At 40.1% G+C, this 24,503-nt stretch carries 25 protein-coding genes and 1 pseudogene; 4 read left to right on the top strand and 22 right to left on the bottom strand.

Going from position 1 to position 24,503, the window contains the following annotated elements; genetic code table 11:
* Positions 1-8: 8 nt before the first annotated feature.
* The 15 genes and pseudogenes from TY15_RS04935 to TY15_RS04870 form a co-directional block, all read right to left on the bottom strand.
* Positions 9-806: a J domain-containing protein gene (locus TY15_RS04935; protein WP_040208851.1), complete on the bottom strand. Its 798-nt coding sequence runs from the start codon at positions 804-806 to the stop codon at positions 9-11.
* Between the two features lie 323 nt (positions 807-1,129).
* Entirely contained in the window at positions 1,130-2,176 is a 1,047-nt protein-coding gene (locus TY15_RS04930; RefSeq protein WP_040208850.1) for an ABC transporter permease, read from the bottom strand.
* Between the two features lie 20 nt (positions 2,177-2,196).
* A complete protein-coding gene (locus TY15_RS04925; protein ID WP_040208849.1) occupies positions 2,197-3,684 on the bottom strand; it encodes a sugar ABC transporter ATP-binding protein in 1,488 nt (495 codons plus the stop codon).
* A 90-nt stretch (positions 3,685-3,774) separates the two neighbouring features.
* Entirely contained in the window at positions 3,775-4,716 is a 942-nt protein-coding gene (locus tag TY15_RS04920) for an ABC transporter substrate-binding protein (protein ID WP_042374151.1), read from the bottom strand.
* A 40-nt stretch (positions 4,717-4,756) separates the two neighbouring features.
* Positions 4,757-5,458 (bottom strand): annotated as a pseudogene (locus tag TY15_RS04915) (LacI family DNA-binding transcriptional regulator); the annotation flags it as partial.
* 177 nt (positions 5,459-5,635) lie between these two features.
* Positions 5,636-6,805, bottom strand: coding sequence for a DUF3800 domain-containing protein (locus TY15_RS04910; RefSeq protein WP_040208847.1), 1,170 nt, complete (start codon positions 6,803-6,805; stop codon positions 5,636-5,638).
* A gap of 172 nt (positions 6,806-6,977) precedes the next feature.
* Positions 6,978-7,112, bottom strand: a complete 135-nt coding sequence (locus TY15_RS25090; protein WP_257000294.1) for a hypothetical protein — start codon at positions 7,110-7,112, stop codon at positions 6,978-6,980.
* Between the two features lie 165 nt (positions 7,113-7,277).
* Positions 7,278-8,753: a protein adenylyltransferase SelO gene (locus TY15_RS04905; RefSeq protein WP_040208904.1), complete on the bottom strand. Its 1,476-nt coding sequence runs from the start codon at positions 8,751-8,753 to the stop codon at positions 7,278-7,280.
* A gap of 99 nt (positions 8,754-8,852) precedes the next feature.
* Complete coding sequence (locus TY15_RS23100) at positions 8,853-9,872, bottom strand: YecA family protein (protein ID WP_244440879.1); 1,020 nt, start codon at positions 9,870-9,872, stop codon at positions 8,853-8,855.
* Positions 9,873-10,216: 344 nt separating this feature from the next.
* A complete protein-coding gene (pxpA, locus tag TY15_RS04895; RefSeq protein WP_040208846.1) occupies positions 10,217-10,978 on the bottom strand; it encodes a 5-oxoprolinase subunit PxpA in 762 nt (253 codons plus the stop codon).
* Between the two features lie 71 nt (positions 10,979-11,049).
* The gene (locus TY15_RS04890; RefSeq protein ID WP_040208845.1) at positions 11,050-12,051 is read right to left on the bottom strand and encodes a 5-oxoprolinase subunit C family protein; all 1,002 of its coding nucleotides are present in this window, start codon (positions 12,049-12,051) and stop codon (positions 11,050-11,052) included.
* Positions 12,048-12,728, bottom strand: coding sequence for a 5-oxoprolinase subunit PxpB (pxpB, locus tag TY15_RS04885; RefSeq protein ID WP_040208844.1), 681 nt, complete (start codon positions 12,726-12,728; stop codon positions 12,048-12,050). Before pxpB ends, TY15_RS04890 begins: the two co-directional genes overlap by 4 nt.
* 183 nt (positions 12,729-12,911) lie before the next feature.
* On the bottom strand, positions 12,912-13,397 hold the full coding sequence (locus TY15_RS04880) for a methylated-DNA--[protein]-cysteine S-methyltransferase (RefSeq protein ID WP_040208843.1): 486 nt from the start codon (positions 13,395-13,397) through the stop codon (positions 12,912-12,914).
* Positions 13,384-14,301, bottom strand: a complete 918-nt coding sequence (locus tag TY15_RS04875) for a DNA-3-methyladenine glycosylase family protein (RefSeq protein WP_040208842.1) — start codon at positions 14,299-14,301, stop codon at positions 13,384-13,386. The genes TY15_RS04880 and TY15_RS04875 overlap by 14 nt, the downstream gene beginning before the upstream one ends.
* 475 nt (positions 14,302-14,776) lie before the next feature.
* The gene (locus TY15_RS04870; RefSeq protein WP_040208841.1) at positions 14,777-15,100 is read right to left on the bottom strand and encodes a BC1872 family protein; all 324 of its coding nucleotides are present in this window, start codon (positions 15,098-15,100) and stop codon (positions 14,777-14,779) included.
* A 256-nt stretch (positions 15,101-15,356) separates the two neighbouring features.
* Here TY15_RS04870 and TY15_RS04865 point away from each other — a divergent pair, with 256 nt between their 5' ends.
* A complete protein-coding gene (locus TY15_RS04865) occupies positions 15,357-15,614 on the top strand; it encodes an HPr family phosphocarrier protein (RefSeq protein ID WP_040208840.1) in 258 nt (85 codons plus the stop codon).
* Positions 15,615-15,950: 336 nt separating this feature from the next.
* A complete protein-coding gene (locus TY15_RS04860; RefSeq protein ID WP_040208839.1) occupies positions 15,951-16,271 on the top strand; it encodes a hypothetical protein in 321 nt (106 codons plus the stop codon).
* An 81-nt stretch (positions 16,272-16,352) separates the two neighbouring features.
* Here the strand turns inward: TY15_RS04860 and TY15_RS04855 are convergent, their stop codons facing one another.
* Genes TY15_RS04855 through TY15_RS04835 form a run of 5 tightly spaced genes read right to left on the bottom strand, consistent with a single transcriptional unit; the run spans position 16,353 to position 20,148 of the window.
* Positions 16,353-17,471 (bottom strand): cysteine desulfurase family protein, encoded by a 1,119-nt coding sequence (locus TY15_RS04855; RefSeq protein WP_040208838.1) that lies wholly within the window; start codon positions 17,469-17,471, stop codon positions 16,353-16,355.
* 37 nt (positions 17,472-17,508) lie between these two features.
* The gene (locus TY15_RS04850; RefSeq protein ID WP_040208837.1) at positions 17,509-18,237 is read right to left on the bottom strand and encodes a gamma-glutamyl-gamma-aminobutyrate hydrolase family protein; all 729 of its coding nucleotides are present in this window, start codon (positions 18,235-18,237) and stop codon (positions 17,509-17,511) included.
* 16 nt (positions 18,238-18,253) lie between these two features.
* Positions 18,254-18,559, bottom strand: coding sequence for a BC1872 family protein (locus tag TY15_RS04845; protein WP_040208836.1), 306 nt, complete (start codon positions 18,557-18,559; stop codon positions 18,254-18,256).
* Positions 18,560-18,565: 6 nt separating this feature from the next.
* A complete protein-coding gene (locus TY15_RS04840) occupies positions 18,566-18,874 on the bottom strand; it encodes an EscU/YscU/HrcU family type III secretion system export apparatus switch protein (protein WP_040208835.1) in 309 nt (102 codons plus the stop codon).
* Entirely contained in the window at positions 18,871-20,148 is a 1,278-nt protein-coding gene (locus tag TY15_RS04835) for a hypothetical protein (protein WP_040208834.1), read from the bottom strand. Before TY15_RS04835 ends, TY15_RS04840 begins: the two co-directional genes overlap by 4 nt.
* A 247-nt stretch (positions 20,149-20,395) precedes the next feature.
* Between TY15_RS04835 and TY15_RS04830 the strand changes: the two genes are divergently transcribed.
* Positions 20,396-20,983 (top strand): cell wall hydrolase, encoded by a 588-nt coding sequence (locus TY15_RS04830; RefSeq protein WP_040208833.1) that lies wholly within the window; start codon positions 20,396-20,398, stop codon positions 20,981-20,983.
* 114 nt (positions 20,984-21,097) lie between these two features.
* Here the strand turns inward: TY15_RS04830 and TY15_RS04825 are convergent, their stop codons facing one another.
* Complete coding sequence (locus TY15_RS04825; RefSeq protein WP_040208832.1) at positions 21,098-22,147, bottom strand: LLM class flavin-dependent oxidoreductase; 1,050 nt, start codon at positions 22,145-22,147, stop codon at positions 21,098-21,100.
* Positions 22,148-22,362: 215 nt separating this feature from the next.
* Between TY15_RS04825 and TY15_RS04820 the strand changes: the two genes are divergently transcribed.
* Positions 22,363-22,650, top strand: a complete 288-nt coding sequence (locus tag TY15_RS04820) for a hypothetical protein (RefSeq protein ID WP_040208831.1) — start codon at positions 22,363-22,365, stop codon at positions 22,648-22,650.
* A gap of 100 nt (positions 22,651-22,750) precedes the next feature.
* On the opposite strand, the gene TY15_RS04815 is transcribed toward TY15_RS04820, so the two are convergent.
* Positions 22,751-24,352: a C40 family peptidase gene (locus tag TY15_RS04815; protein ID WP_042374136.1), complete on the bottom strand. Its 1,602-nt coding sequence runs from the start codon at positions 24,350-24,352 to the stop codon at positions 22,751-22,753.
* Positions 24,353-24,503 lie beyond the last annotated feature (151 nt).

The following is a 24,503-nucleotide window of genomic DNA, read 5'->3' as shown; positions in this document are numbered from 1 at the left end:
AAATTCATTTAACCTTTCAAACTATTCTTAAATTGATCATAGTCAGTTTTAATATAATGAAAAGCTGCGTCATTTCCACCATGATCAGGATGTGTTATTTTTAATAATTTTTTATATCCAGTTAAAACCTCTTTCTGGCTAGCCTTTTTGGAAAGTCCTAATTTTTTTCGATAATCAAGTGGTTTCGAAGGAGCAATCGTCTCCAACTTTTCAGAATCTTTTCGGCTGACTTTATAGAGTTCTTCTCTTATTTGCAGCAATTCCTTCCGTAGTGTCAAATTATTTTTTAACAAACGACTCGCCTCTTCTTGTAATTCGACTTTCTCTTTTTCAAGGTTGAACAGTTCCATCTTTAATTTGCCGCGTTCTTGAATGAATGACTTAACTGTCGTCTGATGGAGTTCTTCGATCCCCTTTAAGTGCTCATCCTGCATTTTGATTTTTATGTTTAACTCACGAATAGTCTTATCATGATCTGAGGGTTTATAGGAACCCGGATTGGCAGTGGAATTGGTATCATTTGATAGATATGAAGTGATTTGTTCCCCATTCCCCACCTTATGAATTTTTCCATGAAGCAACCACCGTTGGACTACTTGGACGCCAATCGTTGCAGGAACACCCGCATCACTTAAAAAGTGAATAGCTTGATCTGTATCATCAAGGGTGTAATCTGTATTCTGAAGACCTACTTTTCCATTAAACTTTATCTTTCCTTCTCTAAGCCACCGTCTAACCGTTTGAATGCTATTATCCTCTGTCACTCCTGCATCTTTTAATAAGTCAAAAGCTTGGTCCGTATTCACCTTGATCCTCCTTACCCACTTCCCTTGTTAAAAAGAAAAGTGATTCAACAGTAATCTACCTTTTGAAAACGAAAATTCTATTATTTTACTGATAATAGTAAAGAAAATAGGAACCAATGTGAATGGCCAAAAAAGACTATTAGGATATTAGGTCTACGGAAATGACATTTGAGAAAAACGTAAAACATAATTAAAGCAATGTAGTAAAGTACTGCAAAGGAATCGAAGAGTTGATCTTAATTTATTTGATTTTAAAATTAATATTCTTCCCTTCTAATACAACATAGAAAATCCCCTGATCCATTACCCCAGGAGATTAGTTTTTAAGCCATTTTTTCCTTTCGTTGCAAAAGGACTGCACCAATCACAATAATCCCTTTAAATGCTTCTCTTAAGAACGGCGGCACCCCAAATAAATTTAATAGATTATTCATAACAGCAATAATCAACATACCAAAAACTGTTCCGAGGATGAAGCCTCTTCCACCGCTCATACTCGTTCCACCCACTACCGCTGCTGCAATCGCATCCATTTCTATTCCCCGGCCGGCATTTGAAAAGTCCATCGAGCCAATACGAGATACTTGAATGAGTGCGGCAATCGAAACGAGGAGTCCCATCAAAGCGTATACACGCAACCGAACTTTATGAACATGAACTCCGGATAACCTTGCCGCTTTTTCGTTTGAGCCAACGGCAATAATCTGCCTTCCAAATGTTGTTCGCTTCGACACATAGTATAGGATGTAAGCAATAACGGCCCAATAAACAATCGGCATAATCATATAATTTCCCATTTTAAAACTGGCAATCTGCAAAAATTCAAGCGGCACTTTTGGATTATAGCCTTGCATGAAGTGTTGAGTCACGCTTCGAAAAATCATCATTGCCCCTAATGTCACAATGAATGGAGGGACATTCCCTTTCGTAATCGTTAAACCAATTAGTGATCCTAACAAACAGCCGAGCACCACCACGAGAATGATTGTCACAAAAAATGCCGGAAAGCCCGTTAAACCCAAGAAAGCTAAAATTCCCTTCGTACCGGTATCGACAAGAATCATCGTGAATGCACCTGTCACCACCAATGTAGAACCAACAGCTAAATCAATCCCACCAGTCATAATGACAAGAGTCATTCCTAATGCAATAATTCCAACACTCGCGTTGTTTCGTAAGATGTTAATCCAGTTGTTCAACCAGGACTGGAACCAACTGCCCAGCGAATCATAATCAAATCCCAGAACCAATGTCTGCAAGATGAGCATAATCAAAAATGCGATAGCGGTACTAAATAACGGTTCTTCTGTCCATTTTGAGCGAAACCATCTAAAAAAGTTGTTATTAATAACCATTTCAGTTTTCATCATCCGCCTCCTCCTCCTCTCTCCTAAGTCAGCTTTCCCCCCGTTGCAAGACTCATGATATTATGCAGATTCATGGATTCTCTAGCCACTTCTCCTTGAATAACCCCATGGTACATTACAAGCGCTCGATCACAGACACGTATAATTTCCTGCCCTTCACTCGAGAGCACGACAACAGCAATGTTTTCTTCCGCAAGTTTTAGAATAATATCATAAATATCTTCCTTCGCCCCCACATCTACACCTTGGGTGGGGTTGTCTAAAATGAGCAGTTTGGGACCGGCCGCTAGCCACTTGGCTAACACTACTTTTTGCTGATTTCCACCAGAAAGGCTATTGATACTGTCCGTCAACTTTCCCAGCTTGATCCTTAGTGCTTGTCGTTGCTTTTCAAACTCCATTGCATGTTTTTGTGATTGAATAACTCCTCGTTTTGAAAATTGTGGCCATGTAACAATCGAGGCATTTTCAAAGATATTCATATCTCTGATGATTCCATTTTCTTTCCTATTTCGAGGGAGATAGGCAATTCCTTCGTGGATTGCCTGGGTTGTATTCTTTATTTTCACTTCTTTTCCATTCAAGAAAACCTTTCCAGACGATACTTTCTCTGCTCCAAAAATGGCTTGAAAGAGTTCACTCCTTCCATCACCAAGAAGACCTGTTATCCCAAGGATTTCACCTTTTTTAATGGAAAAGCTGATATCCCGGAAGGCGGGTTTATAGGTAAGTCCCTCAACACGCAATACTTCATTTCCTTGCCTTTTTTCTCGGATAAGCGGTTCCGTTCTCACATCATATCCCACCATAAAATGGGCGAGTTTGTCTGTTGTGACATCAACCACATTCCCTTTTTCCACAAGTTGACCATCGCGTAACACGAAAAATGTTTCACAAATCTGGATAACCTCATTCAATTTATGTGAGATGAAAATGATTCCCACATTGTTTTCCTTTAAAGTTCTCATCATCGTAAATACTCGTTTAATTTCCTGATCTGTTAAGGATGTTGTCGGCTCATCCATGATGATAATCGATGCCTTCATCATCATCGCTCTGCATATTTCCACGATCTGTTTATAGGAAGCATCTAAATCACGAACCATCGTTTTCGGATCAAGATCCACCATCATTTGTTTAAACACCACATCTGTTTCGCGAATCATACGATCTAAGTCAAGAAACCCTTGCTTTGTCTTTAGTTCTCTTCCCAGAAACATATTCTCATAGATTGGCAAATCATTAATAAGATTCAATTCTTGATGAATGAAGGCGATTCCCGCTTCCAACGATTGTGCAGGCGTGCTGAACTGGACTTGCTTGTCATCAAGGTGGATCGATCCCTCGTCCATATGATGAACCCCGCCCAGAATATTCATCAAGGTTGATTTCCCAGCACCATTTTCGCCAAGTAACGCACAGATTTCACCGCCTGTTATGGTGAACGACACATCTTTCAGGACAGTATTACTTCCAAAAGATTTTCGTATATTCTTTAGCTCAATTTTCATAACATCACCTCCAATCCATTGCTAAAAGAGAGGCTATAGCAATGGCCATAACCCCTCTTTATGTCATTTACATTTCCTAAAATCAGCATCTTAATACTGTGACTTTTCGTCAAGGAAATTCTTATAGTTGGTTTTATCGACGATCGTTGTTGGAATAATGGTCTCCTTCGAAACATCTTCACCATTCAATAACTTTAGGGCAACATTAACAGCATCTTTCACCATCGCCGGGCTATAAAGGGCAGATTCGATGAAAATATCATTATTATCTGGCATCATTTTAAAATATTCCTGCATACCACCTCCGCCAGTCACAACCTTAATATCCGATCTTCCAGCTTCTTTAATCGCTTGGAGGACACCAATCGAAGTTTCATCATCCATGGAGTAAACAGCATCAATTTTTGGATTCTTTATCAAAATATCCGCAAAATCCTTCAAACCATCCTCTCGTGTAAACTGTGTGGCATAGGTGAGCAGCTTCATATCAGGTGCTAGCTCTTTCAACGTATCAACAAACCCTGCCTTTCTCAGCTCTGAAACGGAACCTGAAGATGGCACCTCGAGAATAGCTATCGTTCCTTCTTTCCCAATTTTATCAACAATGTATTTTGCTCCTTGTATCCCCATGTCCTTGTTGTCCCCCGCAACTCGGTAAACGCCATCCACATCGATCTTGATATCAAAGTTCACGATTTTGATTCCTTCATCCAGTGCCTGCTTGATTGGTACCTCCATACCCTCCCATTGTGGGAAAGCAACAATGGCTTCAGCTCCCCATGTTTTTAAATCATCTAATTGAGAAGTCATTTCTTCGGCATTATTACTAGTCTGAATCTTGTATTCTACCTCGCCAGAAAGTTCTTTAGCACGAGCTTCTGCATTGTAAGCAACTGCTGCCACCCATCCATGTGTAACGGCTGGTGCAAGAATCCCAATCTTATGTTTTTTTGTTCCACTGTCACTTGTTTTCCCGTTGTCATCACTTGAAGTTTCACTGGTTGAACTACATGCACTTAGAATCAATACCATGATCAATGCCAGCAATCCCCATAAATGTTGGTCATACCGTTAATTGCAGCATCTTTCTCATAGCATGGATTCCATGTTCAAAATCGAGATGTTCCGTATGATAAATCCATTCCTTTCGTATAGGCAAGTCAAACTCTCTTAATGCCTTTTCATACCCCTCCCTCCGCTGACGCGCATATAAAAATTTTTCATCCGAATTAATCAAGGCGATTTTCTGGTTCCCCAGTTTAATCAAATGCTTTACGGCATGGTAAGTAGCCAGCTTATGATCGATGGTGACGTATGGAATCGGACCGCCTTCTTCATATTCACTACAGAGGATAATCGAATGATGCTCCGCTAATTCATTGAGCTTTTGCCTATTGATGGTTGGATCCATCGAAATAATGCCATCTGAAAGTTTATTTTTTGCCATGTTAAAATAAATGTCTTCGCGTTTTGGATCAGAGGCTGTTTCACAGAGAAGGATGTTGTAATGGTTACTAATGGCAATCGTTTCAATTCCCTTGATAATTTCGGTATAAAAGGGATTTGAAATACTCGGTATTAAGACTAATAGCAGACGACTTTCGGAGTTTCGAAGATTTCTACCTAACATACTCGGTTCATAGTTCAGTTCTTTAATGGCATTTTCTACTTTTAGTCTCGTTTTCAAACTTACGGTGGTTATGTTATTAAGTACCCTTGATACCGTTGCTATGGAAACACCTGCTTTATCTGCAACTTCTTGAATATTGGCCATAGATGCTTCCCACTTTCACTTTAAATTGAACGGTTTACTTGTAATCGATTACAAAAAGTATGAAGATCCTAGAAACCGTTACTAAATATATGTTACGCCCTGCCTATTTATATCAAAAAAAGTGCCTGACCCCCGATGCGTTAATACATTAACGCATCGGGGGTCAGGCACCATCATTTATATCCTCATTTTCTCCATTTCAATGATTTTTTTTAGGTATCCATACTCTTTTGGTTCGAGAATATCAATTTCATGATTTGTTGTCTCGAGAATCTGATCTCTGCACTTTGCTATTCTTTGAAGCATCGGATGAATCGTTAGACTGGACAGATTTACAAAGTCATAAAGATCGTTTAGGCATACCGGTAACTTGTAGCCCTTCTTGCTACTGGCAATAATGACCCCACTATCACGAAGCTTTGATACAATATTAGATCGAAAATAATGAGGATTCATTTTTATATCTCGGATCGCATTAAGGTTATCTAATACTTCTTCGGTATAAACATATTCATCTGGATTTTCCTTTAAATTGAACAAAAGAAACTTGAGAAAATCAATCCGAAGTCGCTCATCCTCTTCTTCACTTTTCCGATGTTTTTCAATATATTGATATGCCAGGTTTACTGCCTGCCTAATTATCACTTCGTCATAACGTGAGTTTTGCTTTTCTGTTGGAAAGTCAACAAGAAAGTTTTTATAATCGTGGGGTAATAGATTGATGGCAGAAATTCTACTCTTGATGATTTTAAAGAAGGAACGATACTGTTCGGAATACTGAGTTTTATCACAATTTTCTGCTAGAATCCTTATCATCAACTTTGCTAATTGTAGTAATAGATCGGACTGACTATTATTGAAGCCAAATGTAGAATAATCGAAAAGGTCTGGAATATTTCTAGTCTTAATATATTTTCTAAATCCTCCAATAAATTGTTTCTCTTCTTGGTCATCCGCGACAAGATCGAGTTGTTCAAACGAAAGACTTAAATCATCGTAGATCGCACGGTTTACATACTTTAAGAATGGTGTTTTGTGCATAATCCCAAAGTCTTCACGTGTTTTTCTTTTATCAATGACATAGGCCCAGACACTAAAGGGGAGATCTTTGATGTCATTTAAGAGTTGTATAGCTTGAATGGGATTTTCTTCAAGGATGTGGGTTTCAAATTCTCCGCTGTGAAAATAACTATCTCTTATTTGCTCCAATTTTGATTCTACCATTTCTTTATTGGAATCTTTCAATAGAATTGAAACGACTATAAAGTGAGTTGACACGTGCTCATGATTAAAATTAAAACGATTGTCACCAAATTCGTCTAAAAATGCATATTGCATTTCATCCATTCTGCCACACCTCACCGATAGGAAAGAATTTTATTTAATTTACTATTTCAACAAAATCCCTTTGAAACCTCCTAAAGGCTGCTATTTTTTAATAGATTTTGATTTTAAAAAATAACCATCTTTTTATGTATGGTTACAAAAAAGATAGTTTCTTTATGAGTAATTGCTCCACTTATTGTTTTTTAATGGGAGTGACCACTGAAAATAAGCTTTCAGTTGGATCTGATACATTGAATTCAATGATCTTATATCCATTTCCACCATCCTTGTTGTCGTTTTTCCGTGATGTCATTACTTGATTGTTCATTTCTACTTCCTCCTTCATGTTTCTCACACAGAAGTTACTATATGACGAATAATTAAATGTGTGAAAGAATTTTTCAAATTAGTTTTTACTCCTAATGTATAGCAATAAAAAAAATCAACAAAATCGAAAGAGGAGAAATAACCATTTCTCCCCCCTCCTTTTATATCATGTCCCACAATACGTACGATAAGGAACAGTGGTTGGCGTCGGTAATATGCAAAATTCAGCTTGATCAGGGGTATTTGCGTACGGCGTTGATAATACATTCAATAGCCGTTCTAATACACTATAATCCCCCTTTTCAACTGCTGCTTCCAGGGCTTCTTCAACTCGATGGTTCCGTGGGATCACAGCAGGATTGCTACTTTGCATCAGCTCTTGGACCGCATCCTTCGGCTTATTCTGCCTTTCTAATCTGGACAGCCAGCGCTCATGCCAGTTTGCAAATTCAGGGTGGGCAAATATCCCTGTCCCTTCGGGTTTAACAAAGCTTAAGGCTCGGAAGGTATTCGTATAATCGGCACGTTGCTTTTCCATTAACGTAAGCAGGTCAGCAATTAGGACTTCATCGTCGGTTTCTTTGTCGAAGATGCCAAGTTTCGCTCTCATTCCCTCAAGCCAATTTGCATGATACAGCTTCATGTAATCTGAAATCGCATCCTGAGCTAGTTTAACTGCCTGATCCTGTTCGTCGTGGAGCAGTGGCAAAAGGGTTTCAGCAAATCGAGCCAGATTCCAGCCTCCGATGTAAGGCTGATTACCATAAGCATAGCGGCCTTCCCTGTCTATCGAACTAAAAACGGTTGCCGGGTCATATTGATCCATAAAAGCGCACGGTCCATAGTCGATCGTTTCGCCGCTAATTGTCATATTGTCCGTATTCATGACGCCATGAATAAAGCCGACTAACTGCCATTTGGCAATAAGTGCAGCTTGGCGTTTGATCACTTCCTTTAGCAAGGAAAGATAGCGGTTTTTATCTCCTTCAACTTCAGGATAATGTCGCTGGATAGTGTGGTCCGCTAGGGTGCGGAGCTCCTCCACCGAGCCCCATTTTACCGCGTATTGAAATGTGCCTACACGTATGTGACTGGCGGCTATGCGGGTAAGAATCGCACCCGGCAGAGGGGTTTCGCGCATAATCGTCTCGCCAGTTGTCACGACCGCTAGACTTCGAGTCGTCGGAATCCCAAGTCCATGCATCGCTTCACTGATGATGTATTCGCGCAGCATCGGTCCTAGAGCAGCACGACCATCGCCACCACGTGAGTATGGTGTTCTCCCTGATCCCTTCAGCTGCAGATCAAACCGTTCACCTTTGGGAGTAATTAGTTCACCAAGAAGCATCGCGCGGCCATCCCCTAACATCGTAAAATGGCCAAATTGATGTCCTGCGTACGCTTGTGCAAGTGGCGTACCTCCCTCAGGTTTCCGATTTCCCGCAAGCACAGATACCCCCTCTTCACTCTCAAGTTCCTTAATATTCAAGCCTAGTGACGCTGCTAATCGATCATTAAGAATGATCAACTTTGGTGCTTGAACCGGGTTGGGGTCGACAGTGCGAAAAAATATATCCGGTAGACGGGTATAACTATTATCAAAGTTCCAGCCTATTTCGTTTGCTTTTTTTTTCTCGGTCATTGGATCTCCTTTCTTGTTCAGTCTTTTTGCATCAATGCTTTTTTTGTTATCCATTATCCAAACTATTTTAATATATCCTTTATATTATTCCCCAACCGCTTATTTTCCGCAGCATTTTTTATATTTTTTTCCACTTCCACAAGGACATGGATCATTGCGACCAACTTTATTTCCGTTAACATTTGTGACGGCATCTTGAAACTCCACTAAGCCCATCTCCAACGCCGCTCGTCTCCAAACATCTAATTCAGGATGGTCTTCGCCTAAAATACGATAATAGCTATAAACAGCCTGTTCCATTTCCACCAAACTCGAGGTATACTCCTTTTTCATATGCTCACGAATGGTGGGTAGTGCCTCCATCGATAACTGATGGCAGAGGGCTTCGATTAATAAATCCTGATCTTCAATCTCTTCAGTCACTTGATAAGCATTTATTAATACCTGGACGGCAAAGTCCGTTTTAATATTTTCAACCACTGAAGTCGCATAAATAATTGAATCCTGTTTCTTTAAAAATGGTTCAACCACTTTTACTACTTCATCACTTTGAAAGCCAATTAGCGCCACTGAAACTTCCTCTAGTAATAAATCATCATCCCTGTCTAACAGACCTGCGAGCAGAGGAATATACGTATCGAGTTTAAGTAAGCCAATCATATAAACTGTTAAAATTCCCTCAAAGGAGAACCATTTTTCATTACTTTCCTTTTTCATTGTCCTATCTATGTCCGTTTTAGTAATCCAGCCTCTTTGTACGAGGCTACTTGCTAGTTTTTTTGCTTGTATGTAGAGATCATGCTGGAAGGTATTAACCCGGTCAAGGTCCTGGATTGTTTTCCGATATAGGATCATTACCTCTTTTTCCGTCCCGTTTACAATCTGTTCATATAGTGACCACAAAGCTTTATCAATATAGCCTTCTAACTGGTTCCGATAGGTGAGAGCCAGTTCTGGGCTTAGATGATCGAATAATTTAACGGCTAAGTGGAGATTCGACTGATCCATTTTTGGTATATTTTCAATCAGATGGTTGACTGCTTCCTCATTTATCGTTTGATTTTCAACATAAATAAGAATCGAAGTTTGCTTCTCCCGCTTACGAAATGCTTCCTTCAAGAATTCATTCGTCCAATCCGCAGGCACTTCAGGATAATCATGCAGGGCATACAAAACTGTATTTTGAATTAGCGGGTCCTCGCTGATTTAATGTGGTTTAATTTTTTCTAAAAATGTCATCGTGAACATCCTTTCATTAGTCATTTTATTAATATGTCAAATTGAACTACTCTACAGTTGTAATACTAATTATATTTCTGCCCTTTTGCTTCAATAGATAAAGGTGGGAAATCATAAAGCTATTTTCCCTAATAACAGACAAGACAATCGTGGTGCCATTGTGCAGGTAATTCGCATGAATAAGGATATACGAGTCCTTCACATACAACCTAAAAACCGACCAGTTACCTGGATGGGGCTTGTACACGGACGGCGTCCCTGCTCAACTTTTCACGGATTTTCTTCGCAAAACGTAAGGCGTGTGCGCCATCACCATGAATACATACAGTATCTGCTTTGATGGTGATGATATTCCCTTGTTGCGTGCGGACTTTTCCCTTCTTTACCATTCGAATAACCTGATCAATTGCCTGTTGTTCGTCAGTAATAAGTGCATCTGGCTGACTCCTCGGTGTTAATGAACCATCTTGCTGATAGATTCTATCGGCAAAGACTTCACTGGCTGTGCGCAGCCCGATTGCTTCACCAGCTTTGACTAGTTCACTGCCTGAAAGGCCAAATAAGATTAACCCGGAATCTACTTTATACACCGCATGGGCGATGGCATCAGCCAGCTCCCTGTTTTTGGCCGCCATATTATAAAGGGCACCATGTGGCTTGACATGCTGAATTTTTGTGCCTTCCGCTTTGACAAACCCATAAAGGGCACCGATTTGATACACAACCATATCAAAGGCCTCCTGCGCACTGATATCCATGTTCCTGCGGCCAAATCCGACCAAATCAGGCAAGCCGGGGTGTGCTCCAATCGCAATCTCCTTCTCTAAGGCAAGCATAACCGTCTTTCGCATTGTCGACGAATCGCCTGCGTGAAAGCCACAAGCAATATTGGCGGACGTAATGAATTCTAGAATATCCTTATCATTTCCCATCCGATAAGCACCAAAGCTTTCGCCCATGTCGCAGTTTAAATCCACTTGGAACAATAGAATCCCTCCGAATCTACTAATACTTGTATCTCACTATTAAAGTGTCTCCCCTTTTATTTGCGAATCTATTAGTCTTTTAATTGAACTCCCTGTTTTAAAAGTTGTATTCCCCATTCCCTCACTCGGAGTAACTCCTGTGCTTCTTCAAGTTGTATTTCATGAAATCGTACGATCTCGCCTGGCTTGACCTGGGCTAAGATGGGAAGATCGATGGTAGCGACCTGAGCGATTTTTGGATACCCCCCTGTCGTTTGCCGGTCTGCCATTAAGACAATCGGATTGCCATCGGCTGGTACCTGCACGGTTCCAGCGGTGACCGCTGTGGAAATGAGTTCATTCTGTTCGGATAATTTCAACTCAGAACCATTTAATCGGTACCCCATTCGATCTGATTGCGGTGTCACCCAAAAGTCTGTTTTGAAAAATTGCTCCCTGCTTTTTGCACTAAACCATTGAAATTCACCACCACGAATAACACGGATGACAGGATTATTTCGATAGATTGGCATCACGGACTGACTAATGGTCCACTTACTGGCGGCGACCAAGGAGGAGCCTGAATTACCGACAAGCCGGTGAAGGGTGCGAATCGCCCATTTGGAAGGGGATCCAGTTAGCAAAACATCACCTTCTTGTAAACTACGTCCTTGGAAACCACCCATCTCTGCACGCAGATAAGTGCTTCTACTGCCCATTACTTCCGGGACATCAATACCTCCCGTTATGGCGATATAGGCGCGACAACCTGTTTTCATGGCTCCAAACGATAAAATTCCACCTTTCTTTATTAATACGGGCCGCCATTCCGGAATCGGTTGACCATCAACACTAGGGGATAACTGGCCTCCACAAATTGCAATCAAGGTATTTTCCAAAAATTCCAATTGTGGACCAAGCATCATGATTTCTAACGCTGCTTTTTCTTCTTGATTGCCCACCAAAATATTTGCTAGGCGAAAAGCAAAGAGATCCATTGCCCCACCGACGATGACACCATCTTTTTGCATGCCATATCTACCTAAATCCTGAACAGATGTAAGCAAGCCGGGGCGTATGACCTTTATTGTCATGAAGTCACCCCCTTCCATTGGTGATATTCCTCAGGGGAAATCGGCCGAAATCGGACCCGATCACCAGCATGCAGCAAACTAGGGGGGCTCTCGTGTGGACGAAACAGCGCTTCAGGTGTCCTACCAATTAACTGCCATCCACCAGGCGTTTCAATCGGGTAGACCCCCGTCTGCTGAGCAGCAATTCCCACACTTCCCATTGGAATGGTTAACTGGGGGGACGAGCGACGCGGGGCCTTTATCCGTTCTGACATACCCCCAAGATATGGAAAGCCTGGGGCGAAGCCAATCATGTAGACAAGGTATTCAGCTTCAGAATGTATTTGAATCACTTCATCTGTGGTGAGTCTATTGTGCGTGGCGACAAAGTCTAGGTCTGGACCAAATTTCCCACCATAGCAAACGGGTATTTCTACTATTCTTGAAGTTCTTTCCGAACTTACTTCTAACTCCGCCACCATTGGCTCCAAGGCTGCGTACGCCTCTTGGTAGGTAAGATGTATGGGATTATAGTAAATGGTGACCGTAGTAAAGGCAGGGACGAATTCAATCATGCCTGGAAATGGACGCTCCTGTAAACGGGCTGCTAATATCATAACCTTTTGATGCGTCTCAAACGTTATGTTGTCATCAAATCGAATCATAATAGCTGAATCTCCTAAAGGATTCATATTCATCTGAGTAACCAGCCTCCCAGCCTATGTATAAATAATAAAAAATTCTTACTCAATCAACTTAATTTTTTCCAGTAATTGTTTCTTTAACTTTTCCAAATAGGCTTCTCTCACGTTTAAGTATATAGTAACAAAAAGAGTTCAGTACCTCTAACAGGAACTGAACTCTTCATTTATTTCACCGAGCTATTCAGTTTGTCCCTTAACATTTTTTTCGTGCTGCAGCAGCCATTCTTTTCGCCACAATCCGCCAGCATAGCCAATTAGTTTGCCGTTTGCTCCGATAATTCGATGACAGGGAATAACAATACTTAATTTGTTTTTTCCATTCGCACTCCCTAGTGCACGGACAGCCTTTTCATTCCCAATCGCAACCGCCAGATTTTTATAAGAATCAGTTTGACCATACGGAACTTTCTTAAGAGCATTCCACACTTTTTTTTGAAAATCGGTCCCTTCAAACTGGTATGGGAAGGTAAACGTTCGGCGTTCCCCTTTAAAATATTGATCCAGCTGTTGATAACACTCTTTTAAAACCTCAGGTGTTCCTTCTTGTATTCGATTTACAGGTGAATCCTGTTCCGAAAACAAAATGGAACAGATCACCTCCTCCGTAGCGATTATCTCTAAAACGCCTACCGGTGATTGGTAATCTACTTTATGTAATGTCATTGTATAAAGACCTCCAAAGATAAAAGGTAGCATAAGCCTGCCACCCCTCCCAATTTTTCGCTAATTCTGCTATTTCTGCCAATGTCGGTTTTCGTTCGATACCTAATTGAAATTTTAAGGCATTGTGTAGGCCGACATCTGCAATTGGAAATGCCGCTGTTTCATGTAAACACTTCATCAAGACATAATCTGCGGACCAAGCACCTATCCCTCGAATAGCCATCAGGGATTTTTTGATTTGTAGATAATCTCCTTGTTGAAGGAAACCTTCTTTCGTTAATTCGCCCTTTGACATCGCTTGAGCAACACCAATCACATATTCTGCTTTTCTGACAGAGAACTGAAGCTCCCGCAGCTCGTCCACTTTGATTTCAGCGATTTTATTATAGGATGGGTATACCCAAAAGGTGGAGCCTTCAAAGGTGAGACATTCTCCAAATTGTTCTACAAAGCGCTTCTTTAATGTATAAGCAAACGTTAAATTGATCTGCTGTCCAATTATTGCCCATGTCAATGCTTCAAATATATCAGGGACTCCGATTATCCGCAATCCTGCATAATTTTCGACGACAGACCTTAAGATTGGGTCGGTGCTTGCCAGCTCATAAAAATGGCGAAGATTTGTATCTAGATCAAACCAACCCCAAATATAAAAAGCCACCTGAGACCGAATCTCTGGAGCAGGAGGCTCAATCGGGAAGTCAATCCGTAGCACGTGTCGAGACCCCGTTATTTTAAATAAAATGAAGGCATCTTCCACGGGAATAGCCTTATATAGCGTTCCATCAATTATTTGATGAAGCACTTCCTGCTCCGACCTACTCAAGAATACGATGCACTCTTGAAAATTAAATTCCCGCGGTGGAAAAATTTCGATATATGTTTCATGATCCTGCCAATTCATTCGAAAGCTCCTTACCTATTAAGACTTCTGTATTCGGATGGAGAACAATCTTTTAGTTACCGAAAAAACAGCTAAAATAAAAAGGACTCTTGTAGCCTAATTCTTATGGCATCTTTTTCTGCTTCAATTCTTAACTTCAGTCCTTTTCCATTATAAACATTTGTCTCATTGTCTGACCATATTTATCACACTAGTCAGGTACAAGTATGTCAAAATAACCAACTATGGATTTGATTTTACAATGAATTTTCTCAGATTTCGTCCTCATTCTTGCTCTTACGGTCCTAAATAACATAAAAATATTGGTCTAGATCGGGGAACCACCAATAACTTCATAAAGAAAACTCGCCGATTGGCAAGCACAAAGGGCAAAGATAGAGGTGTAGTTGCACTTTTGGCTGATAGGAAAGTTATAATTTCCTATCAGCAAAAAAAGAACTTGAAATAAACGCCTCAAGTTCTTTGTTCAAACCATTCAGCATAATTTCTGCCACATTCTTGAGCTATCTGCAACCGAATGTTGTTCTATGATAGCATATGCGGCATTCGTAATAGCTTGTGCCAACGTCTCGCCTGTCGCACAAATTTCATTAAAGCAGACTCTAGAAGCGTCTTTTATTTGATAGGAAAATCCTAACTCCGCTAATTTTTCCACAATGATCATTGCATGGTCCAAGTTTTTCTCAGGTTGAAAATCTGAATCATGAATAAAAATACCCTTCTCATAATCATACCAACGGTCCCACCTATTTAATTTCCATCCTAGTATTCTTCGTGCAATCGAATCTATTTTGATCATTTTCTACCCCTCCGTTGTTATATAACAATTTATTTATTTGTATTTAATTATATAACAGATAGACTTTGTTTTTCTAGTGCAATAATAAATTTTTTTCAAAATATTGTGGTCTACTATATTTAATTTATAGTTAGGCGGACATTCACACCAAATGACTCATTTTCCAGTCAACGATGCATTTTTTACTATCTCGTTTCATACATAAGAAAGGTGCATGATTTTTAGAAATTAACAACGCGCATCAAGGAGGAACATGATGATTCAAAAAACTGTGAAAATCAATAGGAAAGCAGGGTTATATGCTCGACCTGTCAATCAGTTAGTCCAAACCGCATCCCGCTTCAATGCTGACATCTTTCTGACACATAATGGTCGAAAGGTGAATGTTAAATCGGTGCTTGGCGTTTTATCATTAGCAATCCCGAAACAAGCAGAAATCACACTAGAAGCATCAGGTGACGATGAATCCGAAGCTCTTAGAGAAATCATCCTGAAATTAGAACAAGCAGATTAATATGGAATTCGCGAGCTAATCGAATATAAATTTAGATATAAGGCCCATAAAAGGCAGACTCCGATGTGAGTCTGCCTCTTTCTATTCCTATTGAACTCATGGACTATCCGATATTTACCCCTACTTTAAAGAATAATTATTTTCTAAACACCCTTAATTGTTTACATAATAATATTCTTGCAAACTTTTTAAAAAAATATTTTTGTGCAGATTACTTGAATTTTATAAAAAATATGGTAATCTAATGACAAAAATAATTTTTCTGTATTTTTTGAATATTACAAATATGTTGCTTTTCACAACTTTTCCAAAAAAATTGAAATGGAGTGGTTTAAGATGGTAGACTCGCAAGGGGGATCTTACGAAGTAGTTGGGGCAAATGTTTGTCAAAATTGTGGTCAGAGAACCAGTCATCTGATGGAAGAAACGACACACAAAATGAAAGGGATTGGCTATCCGATAGCGGGATGGATCTTTTTTACCATTTCCTTATTGATTTTACCAATCGTCTTCGGGATGGCAGCACTTGTATTGGGTTTTTTTACTTATCATGATCGCGGAAAGGTCCATGGGATGATTTTAATGTTTTTTGCAGCGATGGGATTAATTCTAGGATCTCTATTTAGTTATATGGTATCTGGTACTCTGTTCATTTAGCACCCATATCATCCACAAATACCATATAAAGGTTGTTAGCAAAAGGTCAAATGCTAACAACCTTTTAATATTGAAAAAAATCTATGTAATGATTTGCCTTAACCAGGATATGACCTGATCAATCTCAGCCTGTGTCGTTTCTCTACCCACACTAAATCGGATTGCCCCCATTCCGATATGTTCTGGGACTTCCATCACCTTTAATACTGGTGACAGTTCCACGCTTCCAGCATGACAGGCCGATCCTGTCGAAGCGGCTAATTGTGGTATCCCAGCTAATATGTCCTGTCCCACTTTGTTGACAAAGTTAACACTCAGGGTATTGGGTAATCGTTCCTCTGCATGACCATTTAAGACCACATTCTCACCAAACACAGTCCGCAATTGATGCCAGAAATATTCTGTCAGTTTCTTTATTTCCTTCCGCCCTACCTGAACCGTTGCTATTTCGCATGCCTGCCCCAATCCAACTGCTAATAAGGTGTTTTCCGTCCCCGCACGCAGCCCACTTTCATGACCAGCTCCATGAATAAGTGGTTCCAGCTGAATTCCTTCTTTAAGATATAAGGCACCTATTCCTTTAGGGGCATAAAGCTTATGACCGGCAATTGTCAACATATCGACCTGCAACTCCTTGACGTCAATCGGAACCTTCCCTACGGATTGAGATGCATCAGTATGGAAAACTATTCCCGCTTGTTTTGCCATTTCCGCTATCGCTTTGATTGGCTGTAATGTTCCAACTTCATTATTGGAATGCATGATCGAAATTAAAATCGTTTCTTTTGTAATCGCCTTTTTTATTTCCTCTAGTGACACCCGTCCATATCGATCAACACCAACGTAGGTTACATTTGCTCCAACTTGCTCCAGAAATTTGCAGGGATTTATTATGGCAGGGTGCTCAATTTTAGAGGTAATAATATGATTACCTTTTGAACGATGTTTAAAATAAAAACCTTTAAGTGCTAGATTATTAGCTTCACTGCCACCACTCGTAAAAACGATTTCGTTCGGCGAACTGCCGATTAAACTTGCTACTTGTTCTCGTGCCTTCTGTAATAATTGCTTCACTGGTTTTCCTGACCAATGAAGGGCAGAAGAATTCCCATAATAATCATATAACAATGGTTTCATTGCCTCAACAACCTCAGGAGCCAGCGGAGTACTAGCATTATAATCAAGATAGATTTTTTCCATGGAAGGAATCATCCTTTCGGGCAAAAAATTATGATTTTTATGACTTAAGCTTCATGCAGCTTTGTATGAATTGACCAAATAGGTTGTTCATTTGAGGGGTTGTACTTGACATCGACTCAGGGTGCCACTGCACCCCAATGGTAAACGTGGTTGGGTGGATATACTCTACCGCTTCCGTTACACCGTCCGCTGATTTGGCAACAATACGTAAATCAGGCGCGACTGTATCTATCGCTTGATGATGTAGACTATTGACACGCACCCGCTCTTCCCCCATTATTTGAGCCAGTTGACTACCTTTCTCGATCATTATCCAATGACTATCATGACTTCGATCAATTGATTGAGTATGTTGAATTGGTTCATTTACTTGGCTAGGAATATCTTGGAGCAGTGTACCACCAAGGGCCACATTTAAGATTTGAACGCCTCGGCAAATAGCTAGCATGGGTACATCGTGCTCGAGGGCATAGTGTACAAGCGCTATTTCGGCGCGATCGCGTTCTGCTATTGTTGGTCCCAAATGAGGATGAGGATCCTGCCCATAAAATTGTGGATCAACATCCTCGCCACCACTAAGGATGATCCCATCACAAATGGAAAACATTTCTACACTCATTTCCTTATTCAAAAACGGAAGGATAATTGGGATTCCACCATTGGCTGCGACACTTTTATGATAATCATGATGAACATAGACTCCTTCCATATAGTTGTTATGTTTCACATAAGCACCTGTTATCCCAATAATCGGTTTTTTGCGCAAAGTTCTTCCTCCCCTTCTATAACCAGGCCTCATCAATCGAACTATTGTCCGCAATAGTATAGGCAGCATTCATAATCGCTGCTGCTAATGTGTCACCGTTTTCACAGATGTGATCAAAGCACACCTCAGAAACACCATTTGTTGTATATGTAAATCCGAGCGCTTGTAATTTTTCCACGATGATCATCGCATGGTCAAGATTTTGCTCAGGTTGAAACTCTGAAACCTGAATAAATTTTCCTTTTTCGAAATCAAACCAGCGATCCCATCTATTTAACTTCCAGCCTAATATTCTTCGCGCAACTATTTCCGTTCTAGTCATAATGGTTTAGCTCCTTTGCTTAATATTCATTATTTTACCATTTCCATAGTGTTGGCGATCGACACTATAGATAAAAGCAAACACCTCTGCAACTGCCCCATAAAGCTGATCGGGAATAATCTCATTTATTTGCAGATGACTTAATAGTTCCACCAATGAGGAATCTTCTTGAATGGGAACTTGGTGTTGTTTTGCTGTCTCAATAATACTTTCAGCTACCTTCCCATTTCCTTTTGCAACTACCTTTGGAGCAGCTTGTTTGCTAGCTTCATAGGAAAGAGCCACCGCTTGGATTGGCTTTCTATTTTTACTCATATTTTCACATCCACCCCTTGATAGAACTCCTTTGTGAAAAAGGCAGGTGTCATCTGATCAGAGCTCATTTTCATGGAATCAACTGGCGGAACAACATGAATAAACGAGAGCTGGTACCCAATATTATTTAATTTTTCTTTTAAGACAGGTGTAAGTGCGCCAACAATTGTCTCTAAATCCTTTGTATCGTTAATAACCGAAACGTGAACTACTCGGTTTTGAACCTGCATGTCAATGACTGTTTGCTGAAGACTTTGTAAATCTAAGTAAAAAAAGATACGGCAATAATCGGGGTCGATCTGTCCATTCTTCATTTTGCGACCATTCCATTGGAGGGTTATATCTGCTTGACGATTCCCGATGGTTAGGGGAAGCTGCATGATCAATTGCTGCATCTGACCAGTTAGATCCTGTGAGATTAATTGCATTCCTGTTATACGATTTAACAGAGGTTCAAGTGCCCTGCCATGCGAGCCTAACTCCGATATGGCCCCCATTAACAATGGCTTTAGTGATTGGAGCGTTTCTATTGTATTCTTCTCATCGCTTGATAACAATTGGAGGCTACTTTCAAATTCTAAACCTAATGTTTGAATCATTGATTTTAGTAAATGCTTAACTTCTGAACCAGTACTTAACTCATTAACCGAATGATTTCCGAGAATCGTAGCGATTTTATCTGTTAAGGCTTGGATTGTTGGCAAGGAGGAAAAATTCACATTCTCTAAATTACTGGCTATTTTCACCAATTGTTGCGAAAGCGGCTCTGAGTCTTGAACAGCCACTAAGGATTGAAATGTTTGTTTCGTAAACGGTAAATCTTTTTTTATCATCCATTCTAGGGCTGTTTCTTTTTTTATATCTAATGAATGACCGATCCACGAAGCAGCTGTTTGCAACTGCCCCTTCGTAAAAGGAAGATTATTTGTTACAAAAGTCTGCAAAAGTTGCGTGTTTTGTTTCGTATCCGGAAGTTGGAAATGCTTTAATAAAAAATCAGCTGGTACATTTTGTCCTTTCCCTTCCACTACTTTAAGCTGGGTTCCATCATCACCATTCGAACGAACTTCAAACCAGTAACTATCCTCAGTGGTTAACGAAGCCTTTAACTGAGCAAATAATCGAGCATTACCAATTTGAATCAAAGCGGTATCATTTGGCATAAATTTTACCACCCTGCCATAAAGTAATTGCCCTGGTTTCAACGAAACGGTCGAAGCCTTCTGTAGGTTTTCCGTATTGATAAGGGATTGGAAGATTTGTACTGGATTCATGAAAAAAACTCCTTACACCAACGAAGAATTATTTGTTTTCCACCAAAAAAGCGGAATACTCTCTGGTCATGCGTTCTATTTATTCATCATACCATTTTTCTAAATAAATGAAGATATCTATTCTAAGAAAATGAGTTACCATCCAATTGCTCTATTTCTATGTAAACAAACTGTAATACTATTCTAGCAATCCTGCTCATAAACATAGAGAAAAATACGAGAACATGAGCCAGGAGGAAATCGATCAATGAAAAAACTAATCATTTTGGTCACTTTACTAGCATCCTTCTTATTTGCTTCCCCTACTTTTGCCTATACCGTTAAAAGTGGTGATACAATGTCTAGTATCGCAAGGGAGTATCATCTTAGTCTCCAAGAATTAGCTGCACTCAATCCACAAATAAAAAACCTTGATTTAATCACTATTGATCAAGTAATCGAAACCACCACGCCAGTCACACATATTCAAAATGGGTATTCACAATATGAAAAAGATCTCCTCGCAAGGCTAGTGAGAGCAGAAGCAGAGACTGAACCTTACGAAGGGAAAATTGCTGTTGCCTGTGTAGTATTAAATAGAGTTGCCAGCAAATCGTTCCCTGACACGATTCAAGAGGTTATCTATGAACGTGGACAATTTCAACCGGTTAGAAATGGACAGATCGATAGGCCTGCCGATGAAGATTCAATTAAAGCCGTCGATGAGGCTCTTGGCATTCAACGAAATACAGTTGGAGACTCTCTATTCTTCTATAATCCAGACATTTCAACAAGTCGTTGGCTTGATACTAGAGCGACAACGATTGTTATCGGTCGACATGTGTTTAAAAAATAGTGTCAAATGCACTTGTAAACATAGAAAAGCTTATAGAAATCCGCCCTGTTGGACAAGTTCTACAAGCTTTTAATGAGATAACTTGGAAAAGCTCCCAATCGAACTTTTACCTTTTTATTGCATGGCTTCCCAATCTGAGATTTCCGCACGGACACGCGGGGCAACCTCTTTACCTAACAATTCAATCGCCTTCATGACATCTTCATGTGGCATCGAGCCAACTGGTACATGTAGCATAAACCGTGTAATCCCGACATTTTTTCGAAGATGTATAATCTTCTCTGCCACCATGTCCGAGTCACCTACATAAAGGGCCCCTTCAAAGCTTCTTGCTGCATCAAAGCTAGATCTATCATAATGACCCCAGCCACGCTCACGTCCTAACACATTCATTGCCTGCTGGGTCGGAGAGAAAAACTTATCGGCCGCCGTTTCATTGTCTTCTGCAATAAATCCATGGGAGTGTGATGCAACTGGCAGTTTAGATACATCATGCCCAGCCTGTGCTGCCGCTCTTTTATAGAGCTTAACGAGCCCAGCAAATTGCAGTGGGCTTCCTCCAATTATCGCAAGAACAAGTGGCAGTCCTAGTATGCCCGCTCGAATAACTGATTGTGTGTTCCCACCACTGCCAATCCACACCGGTAATGGCTCCTGCACTGGTCTAGGATAGACACCTAGATTTTGGATAGCCGGACGATGCCCGCCTCGCCAAGTGACTTTTTCAGATTCACGAATTTTTAATAATAGCTCAAGCTTTTTATCAAACAATTCATCATAGTCCTTCAAATCATAGCCAAACAACGGAAACGATTCAATAAATGAACCCCTTCCTGCCATAATCTCTGCCCGCCCGTTAGAAATGCCATCAAGGGTAGCAAATTCTTCAAAGACACGAACAGGATCTGCCGAAGAAAGCACGGTAACAGCACTTGTCAATCGGATTCGTTTTGTCTGGGGAGCCGCTGCAGCCAGGATGATAGCTGGAGAGGAAGCGGCATAATCCTTTCGATGATGCTCTCCGACCCCAAATACATCCAACCCTACTTGATCAGCAAGAACGATTTCTTCAACTACTTCACGCAACCGTTGGGCATGACTGATTACTTCCCCTGTTTGAACATCTGGAGTGGTTTCAACAAATGTACTTAAACCTATTTCCATAGAATTACCTCCCTATTATCTATCAATGTTTTTCGATCCCTATTGTTTTAGTTTTCAGGTGTTGAATACTAAGCAATTCTATCATAGTTTCTCCTGAATCAAGCTATAGCAAGATCTATATTTTTATCTACACTTGGATTTTTAATTTATTCTTATAAATTGATTATAATTCAGTGGATTACTGCACATCTTAACTTAAAAAGGTGCGTGCCCACATGGATTTCCCTACCATACATACAAACGTTTGGGATGCCATTTTTGCGATCCCTATTATCATGTTCACTACACAATTGATTAAGGTATTTTTTTCTATCCCTAAATGGATTGTCCCTACGATTGCCCTCCTGCTAGGCTTAGCTATCTCCCTGTTTATTAGTCACAAACATAATTTTTATGCAGGGATATTCATGGGATGGTTTTACGGATATGCCGCAATCGGCTCCTATGCTTCCTTAAAAACCAACTTGACTGCTTACCGAAATAAGAAGAGTAAAAAGAGATAATGAATGACACTCAAAATAAAAAGACTTACCTAAGTAAGCCCTTTTAATACTCAAGGAGAACCCTATATGAAAATTATTGATCCCACGAATTTCGCATCCATTAATATACTCTTTTAGCACCCACATAATACTTGCCCCAGTACGAACTATCAATGGAAGCGGCTGCAATTCCCTTTGAACTTGTGGCGGAGATAAACTGATTATCCCCTAAATAAAATCCTACATGGGATATGGTTCCAGTCGTGTTGACTGCAAAGAAAACTAGGTCTCCAGGTTGTAAATGACTTCGATCAATCGGGATCCCAGTGTTATTAAGGCCAGCAGATGTATTGCGGGTCATGTTTATCCCTTGCTGTTTAAACATGTAATAAACAAATCCTGAGCAATCAAAGCCTGATGGTGTTGTACCTCCCCAAACATAAGGAACTCCTAAATATCTGCTCGTATCGTTGATCAATGATTTTTTTACCATTGCATGTTCGATGGCCGTCGTTGTTGCTTGGTCTGCATTTCCTGTTACCGGGAGCCCATAATCACCTTGGAAGGTTTTTACTGCCTGTTTAGTTGATTGATCTTCATTACCTGAAGTTGTAGTTGCTGATACAGCAAAGTATCCAAGAGCTTTTAAATTCTTTTGTACATCATTTAATTCAATCGTTGTAACTGCAGGTGTCGGGGAAGGTGCATCATTAATTCCTGATTGTCCATTAGGAATAATTAATAACTGGCCTACACGGATGATATCACTCGTTAATTGGTTCGCTTGCTTTAGTTGGTCTACTGAGATATTATTTTTCTTTGCAATTACCGATAATGAATCTCCAGATACAACAGAATAACTGCTGGTCGTTTTACTCTGTTCTTGTATCGTGGGTGAAGTTGATGCCGTTTGTGTTTCAGTATTTGCTGACGCAGGTATGGTTAATACTTGACCAACTCTTATAATGTCAGATGTTAAGTTATTGGTGCTTCGAAGTGCTTCAACTGTTGTACCAAGCCGTTTCGCAATAACTGATAAACTATCCCCCGCGACTACAGTATACTTAGATGCTTGATTTTGGGTGGCTGGCTGTGGAATGTTTGTTGCCGGTGCGGTTGTTTGGCCGTTAATTATTTGAGGAATGATGAGTGTTTGACCCAATCGGGTGTCATCGCTCGTCATCCCATTAGCCTCTTTAATCGCGTTGACGGTTACCCCATATTTTTTTGCTAGTACTGTTAAATAATCCCCAACTGCTACAGTATGATAAGCCTTTGGAATAATTAAATGCTGATTTACTTGTAACACATCAGAGGTCAAGTTATTGGCTTTTTTTATTTGATCAACTGAACTACCGAATTTAACGGAAAGATTCCACAGTGTGTCTCCAGATGCGACGCTGTAATAGACGGAGCTTGTTTGAACAGAAGAAACAGAAGTTGAGTTTGGTTCCGCTGCTTCTGTTGATAATGAATGCGTAGTAAGGTTGAAAGATGCCATAGCAATTCCGCCAATAAAAACCTTAGCAATCGTCACCTTTACATTAGGAAACCGTTCCTTTACGATTTTATTTGCAATCGTTGTCATATCCCTTTTTTCTATAGGAACTGTACCTAATTCACTCGATAATTCCGTTAATTGATCGTCTATATACAGGATTAATTCATATTCATCGTGATTAGTGTTAATTTTTTTTATTTCAACTCTTTGAATATTCTCCATTGATGAATCCCCTATTCTTTTCATGTGTAATAGGTAGTATTCGTCAAAAAGAAAAAATCATAACATTATTCATTAACTCCCTTTAAGGCTGGTTGGAGTCCCTTTCATTTCATTTTCCGACTGCTGGTTATTTCTAATAAGAAAAACCGGG

This window comes from Neobacillus jeddahensis (assembly GCF_000612625.1).
Classification (GTDB): Bacteria; Bacillota; Bacilli; order Bacillales; family Cytobacillaceae; genus Neobacillus; species Neobacillus jeddahensis.
Note: the sequence above shows the minus strand (reverse complement) of the source record. Positions and strands in the feature narration are given on the sequence as shown.

Excerpts from the sequence above, each read along its gene's own strand:
- TY15_RS04930 (WP_040208850.1), bottom strand. The coding sequence starts at position 2,176 with ATGATGAAAACTGAAATGGTTATTAATAACAACTTTTTTAGATGGTTT.
- TY15_RS04925 (WP_040208849.1), bottom strand. The coding sequence starts at position 3,684 with ATGAAAATTGAGCTAAAGAATATACGAAAATCTTTTGGAAGTAATACT.
- TY15_RS04920 (WP_042374151.1), bottom strand. The coding sequence starts at position 4,716 with ATGGTATTGATTCTAAGTGCATGTAGTTCAACCAGTGAAACTTCAAGT.
- TY15_RS04910 (WP_040208847.1), bottom strand. The coding sequence starts at position 6,805 with ATGGATGAAATGCAATATGCATTTTTAGACGAATTTGGTGACAATCGT.
- TY15_RS25090 (WP_257000294.1), bottom strand. The coding sequence starts at position 7,112 with ATGAACAATCAAGTAATGACATCACGGAAAAACGACAACAAGGATGGT.
- TY15_RS04905 (WP_040208904.1), bottom strand. The coding sequence starts at position 8,753 with ATGACCGAGAAAAAAAAAGCAAACGAAATAGGCTGGAACTTTGATAAT.
- TY15_RS04890 (WP_040208845.1), bottom strand. The coding sequence starts at position 12,051 with ATGACAATAAAGGTCATACGCCCCGGCTTGCTTACATCTGTTCAGGAT.
- pxpB (WP_040208844.1), bottom strand. The coding sequence starts at position 12,728 with ATGAATATGAATCCTTTAGGAGATTCAGCTATTATGATTCGATTTGAT.
- TY15_RS04880 (WP_040208843.1), bottom strand. The coding sequence starts at position 13,397 with ATGACATTACATAAAGTAGATTACCAATCACCGGTAGGCGTTTTAGAG.
- TY15_RS04875 (WP_040208842.1), bottom strand. The coding sequence starts at position 14,301 with ATGAATTGGCAGGATCATGAAACATATATCGAAATTTTTCCACCGCGG.
- TY15_RS04870 (WP_040208841.1), bottom strand. The coding sequence starts at position 15,100 with ATGATCAAAATAGATTCGATTGCACGAAGAATACTAGGATGGAAATTA.
- TY15_RS04865 (WP_040208840.1), top strand. The coding sequence starts at position 15,357 with ATGATTCAAAAAACTGTGAAAATCAATAGGAAAGCAGGGTTATATGCT.
- TY15_RS04860 (WP_040208839.1), top strand. The coding sequence starts at position 15,951 with ATGGTAGACTCGCAAGGGGGATCTTACGAAGTAGTTGGGGCAAATGTT.
- TY15_RS04855 (WP_040208838.1), bottom strand. The coding sequence starts at position 17,471 with ATGGAAAAAATCTATCTTGATTATAATGCTAGTACTCCGCTGGCTCCT.
- TY15_RS04845 (WP_040208836.1), bottom strand. The coding sequence starts at position 18,559 with ATGACTAGAACGGAAATAGTTGCGCGAAGAATATTAGGCTGGAAGTTA.
- TY15_RS04840 (WP_040208835.1), bottom strand. The coding sequence starts at position 18,874 with ATGAGTAAAAATAGAAAGCCAATCCAAGCGGTGGCTCTTTCCTATGAA.
- TY15_RS04835 (WP_040208834.1), bottom strand. The coding sequence starts at position 20,148 with ATGAATCCAGTACAAATCTTCCAATCCCTTATCAATACGGAAAACCTA.
- TY15_RS04830 (WP_040208833.1), top strand. The coding sequence starts at position 20,396 with ATGAAAAAACTAATCATTTTGGTCACTTTACTAGCATCCTTCTTATTT.
- TY15_RS04825 (WP_040208832.1), bottom strand. The coding sequence starts at position 22,147 with ATGGAAATAGGTTTAAGTACATTTGTTGAAACCACTCCAGATGTTCAA.
- TY15_RS04820 (WP_040208831.1), top strand. The coding sequence starts at position 22,363 with ATGGATTTCCCTACCATACATACAAACGTTTGGGATGCCATTTTTGCG.
- TY15_RS04815 (WP_042374136.1), bottom strand. The coding sequence starts at position 24,352 with ATGGAGAATATTCAAAGAGTTGAAATAAAAAAAATTAACACTAATCAC.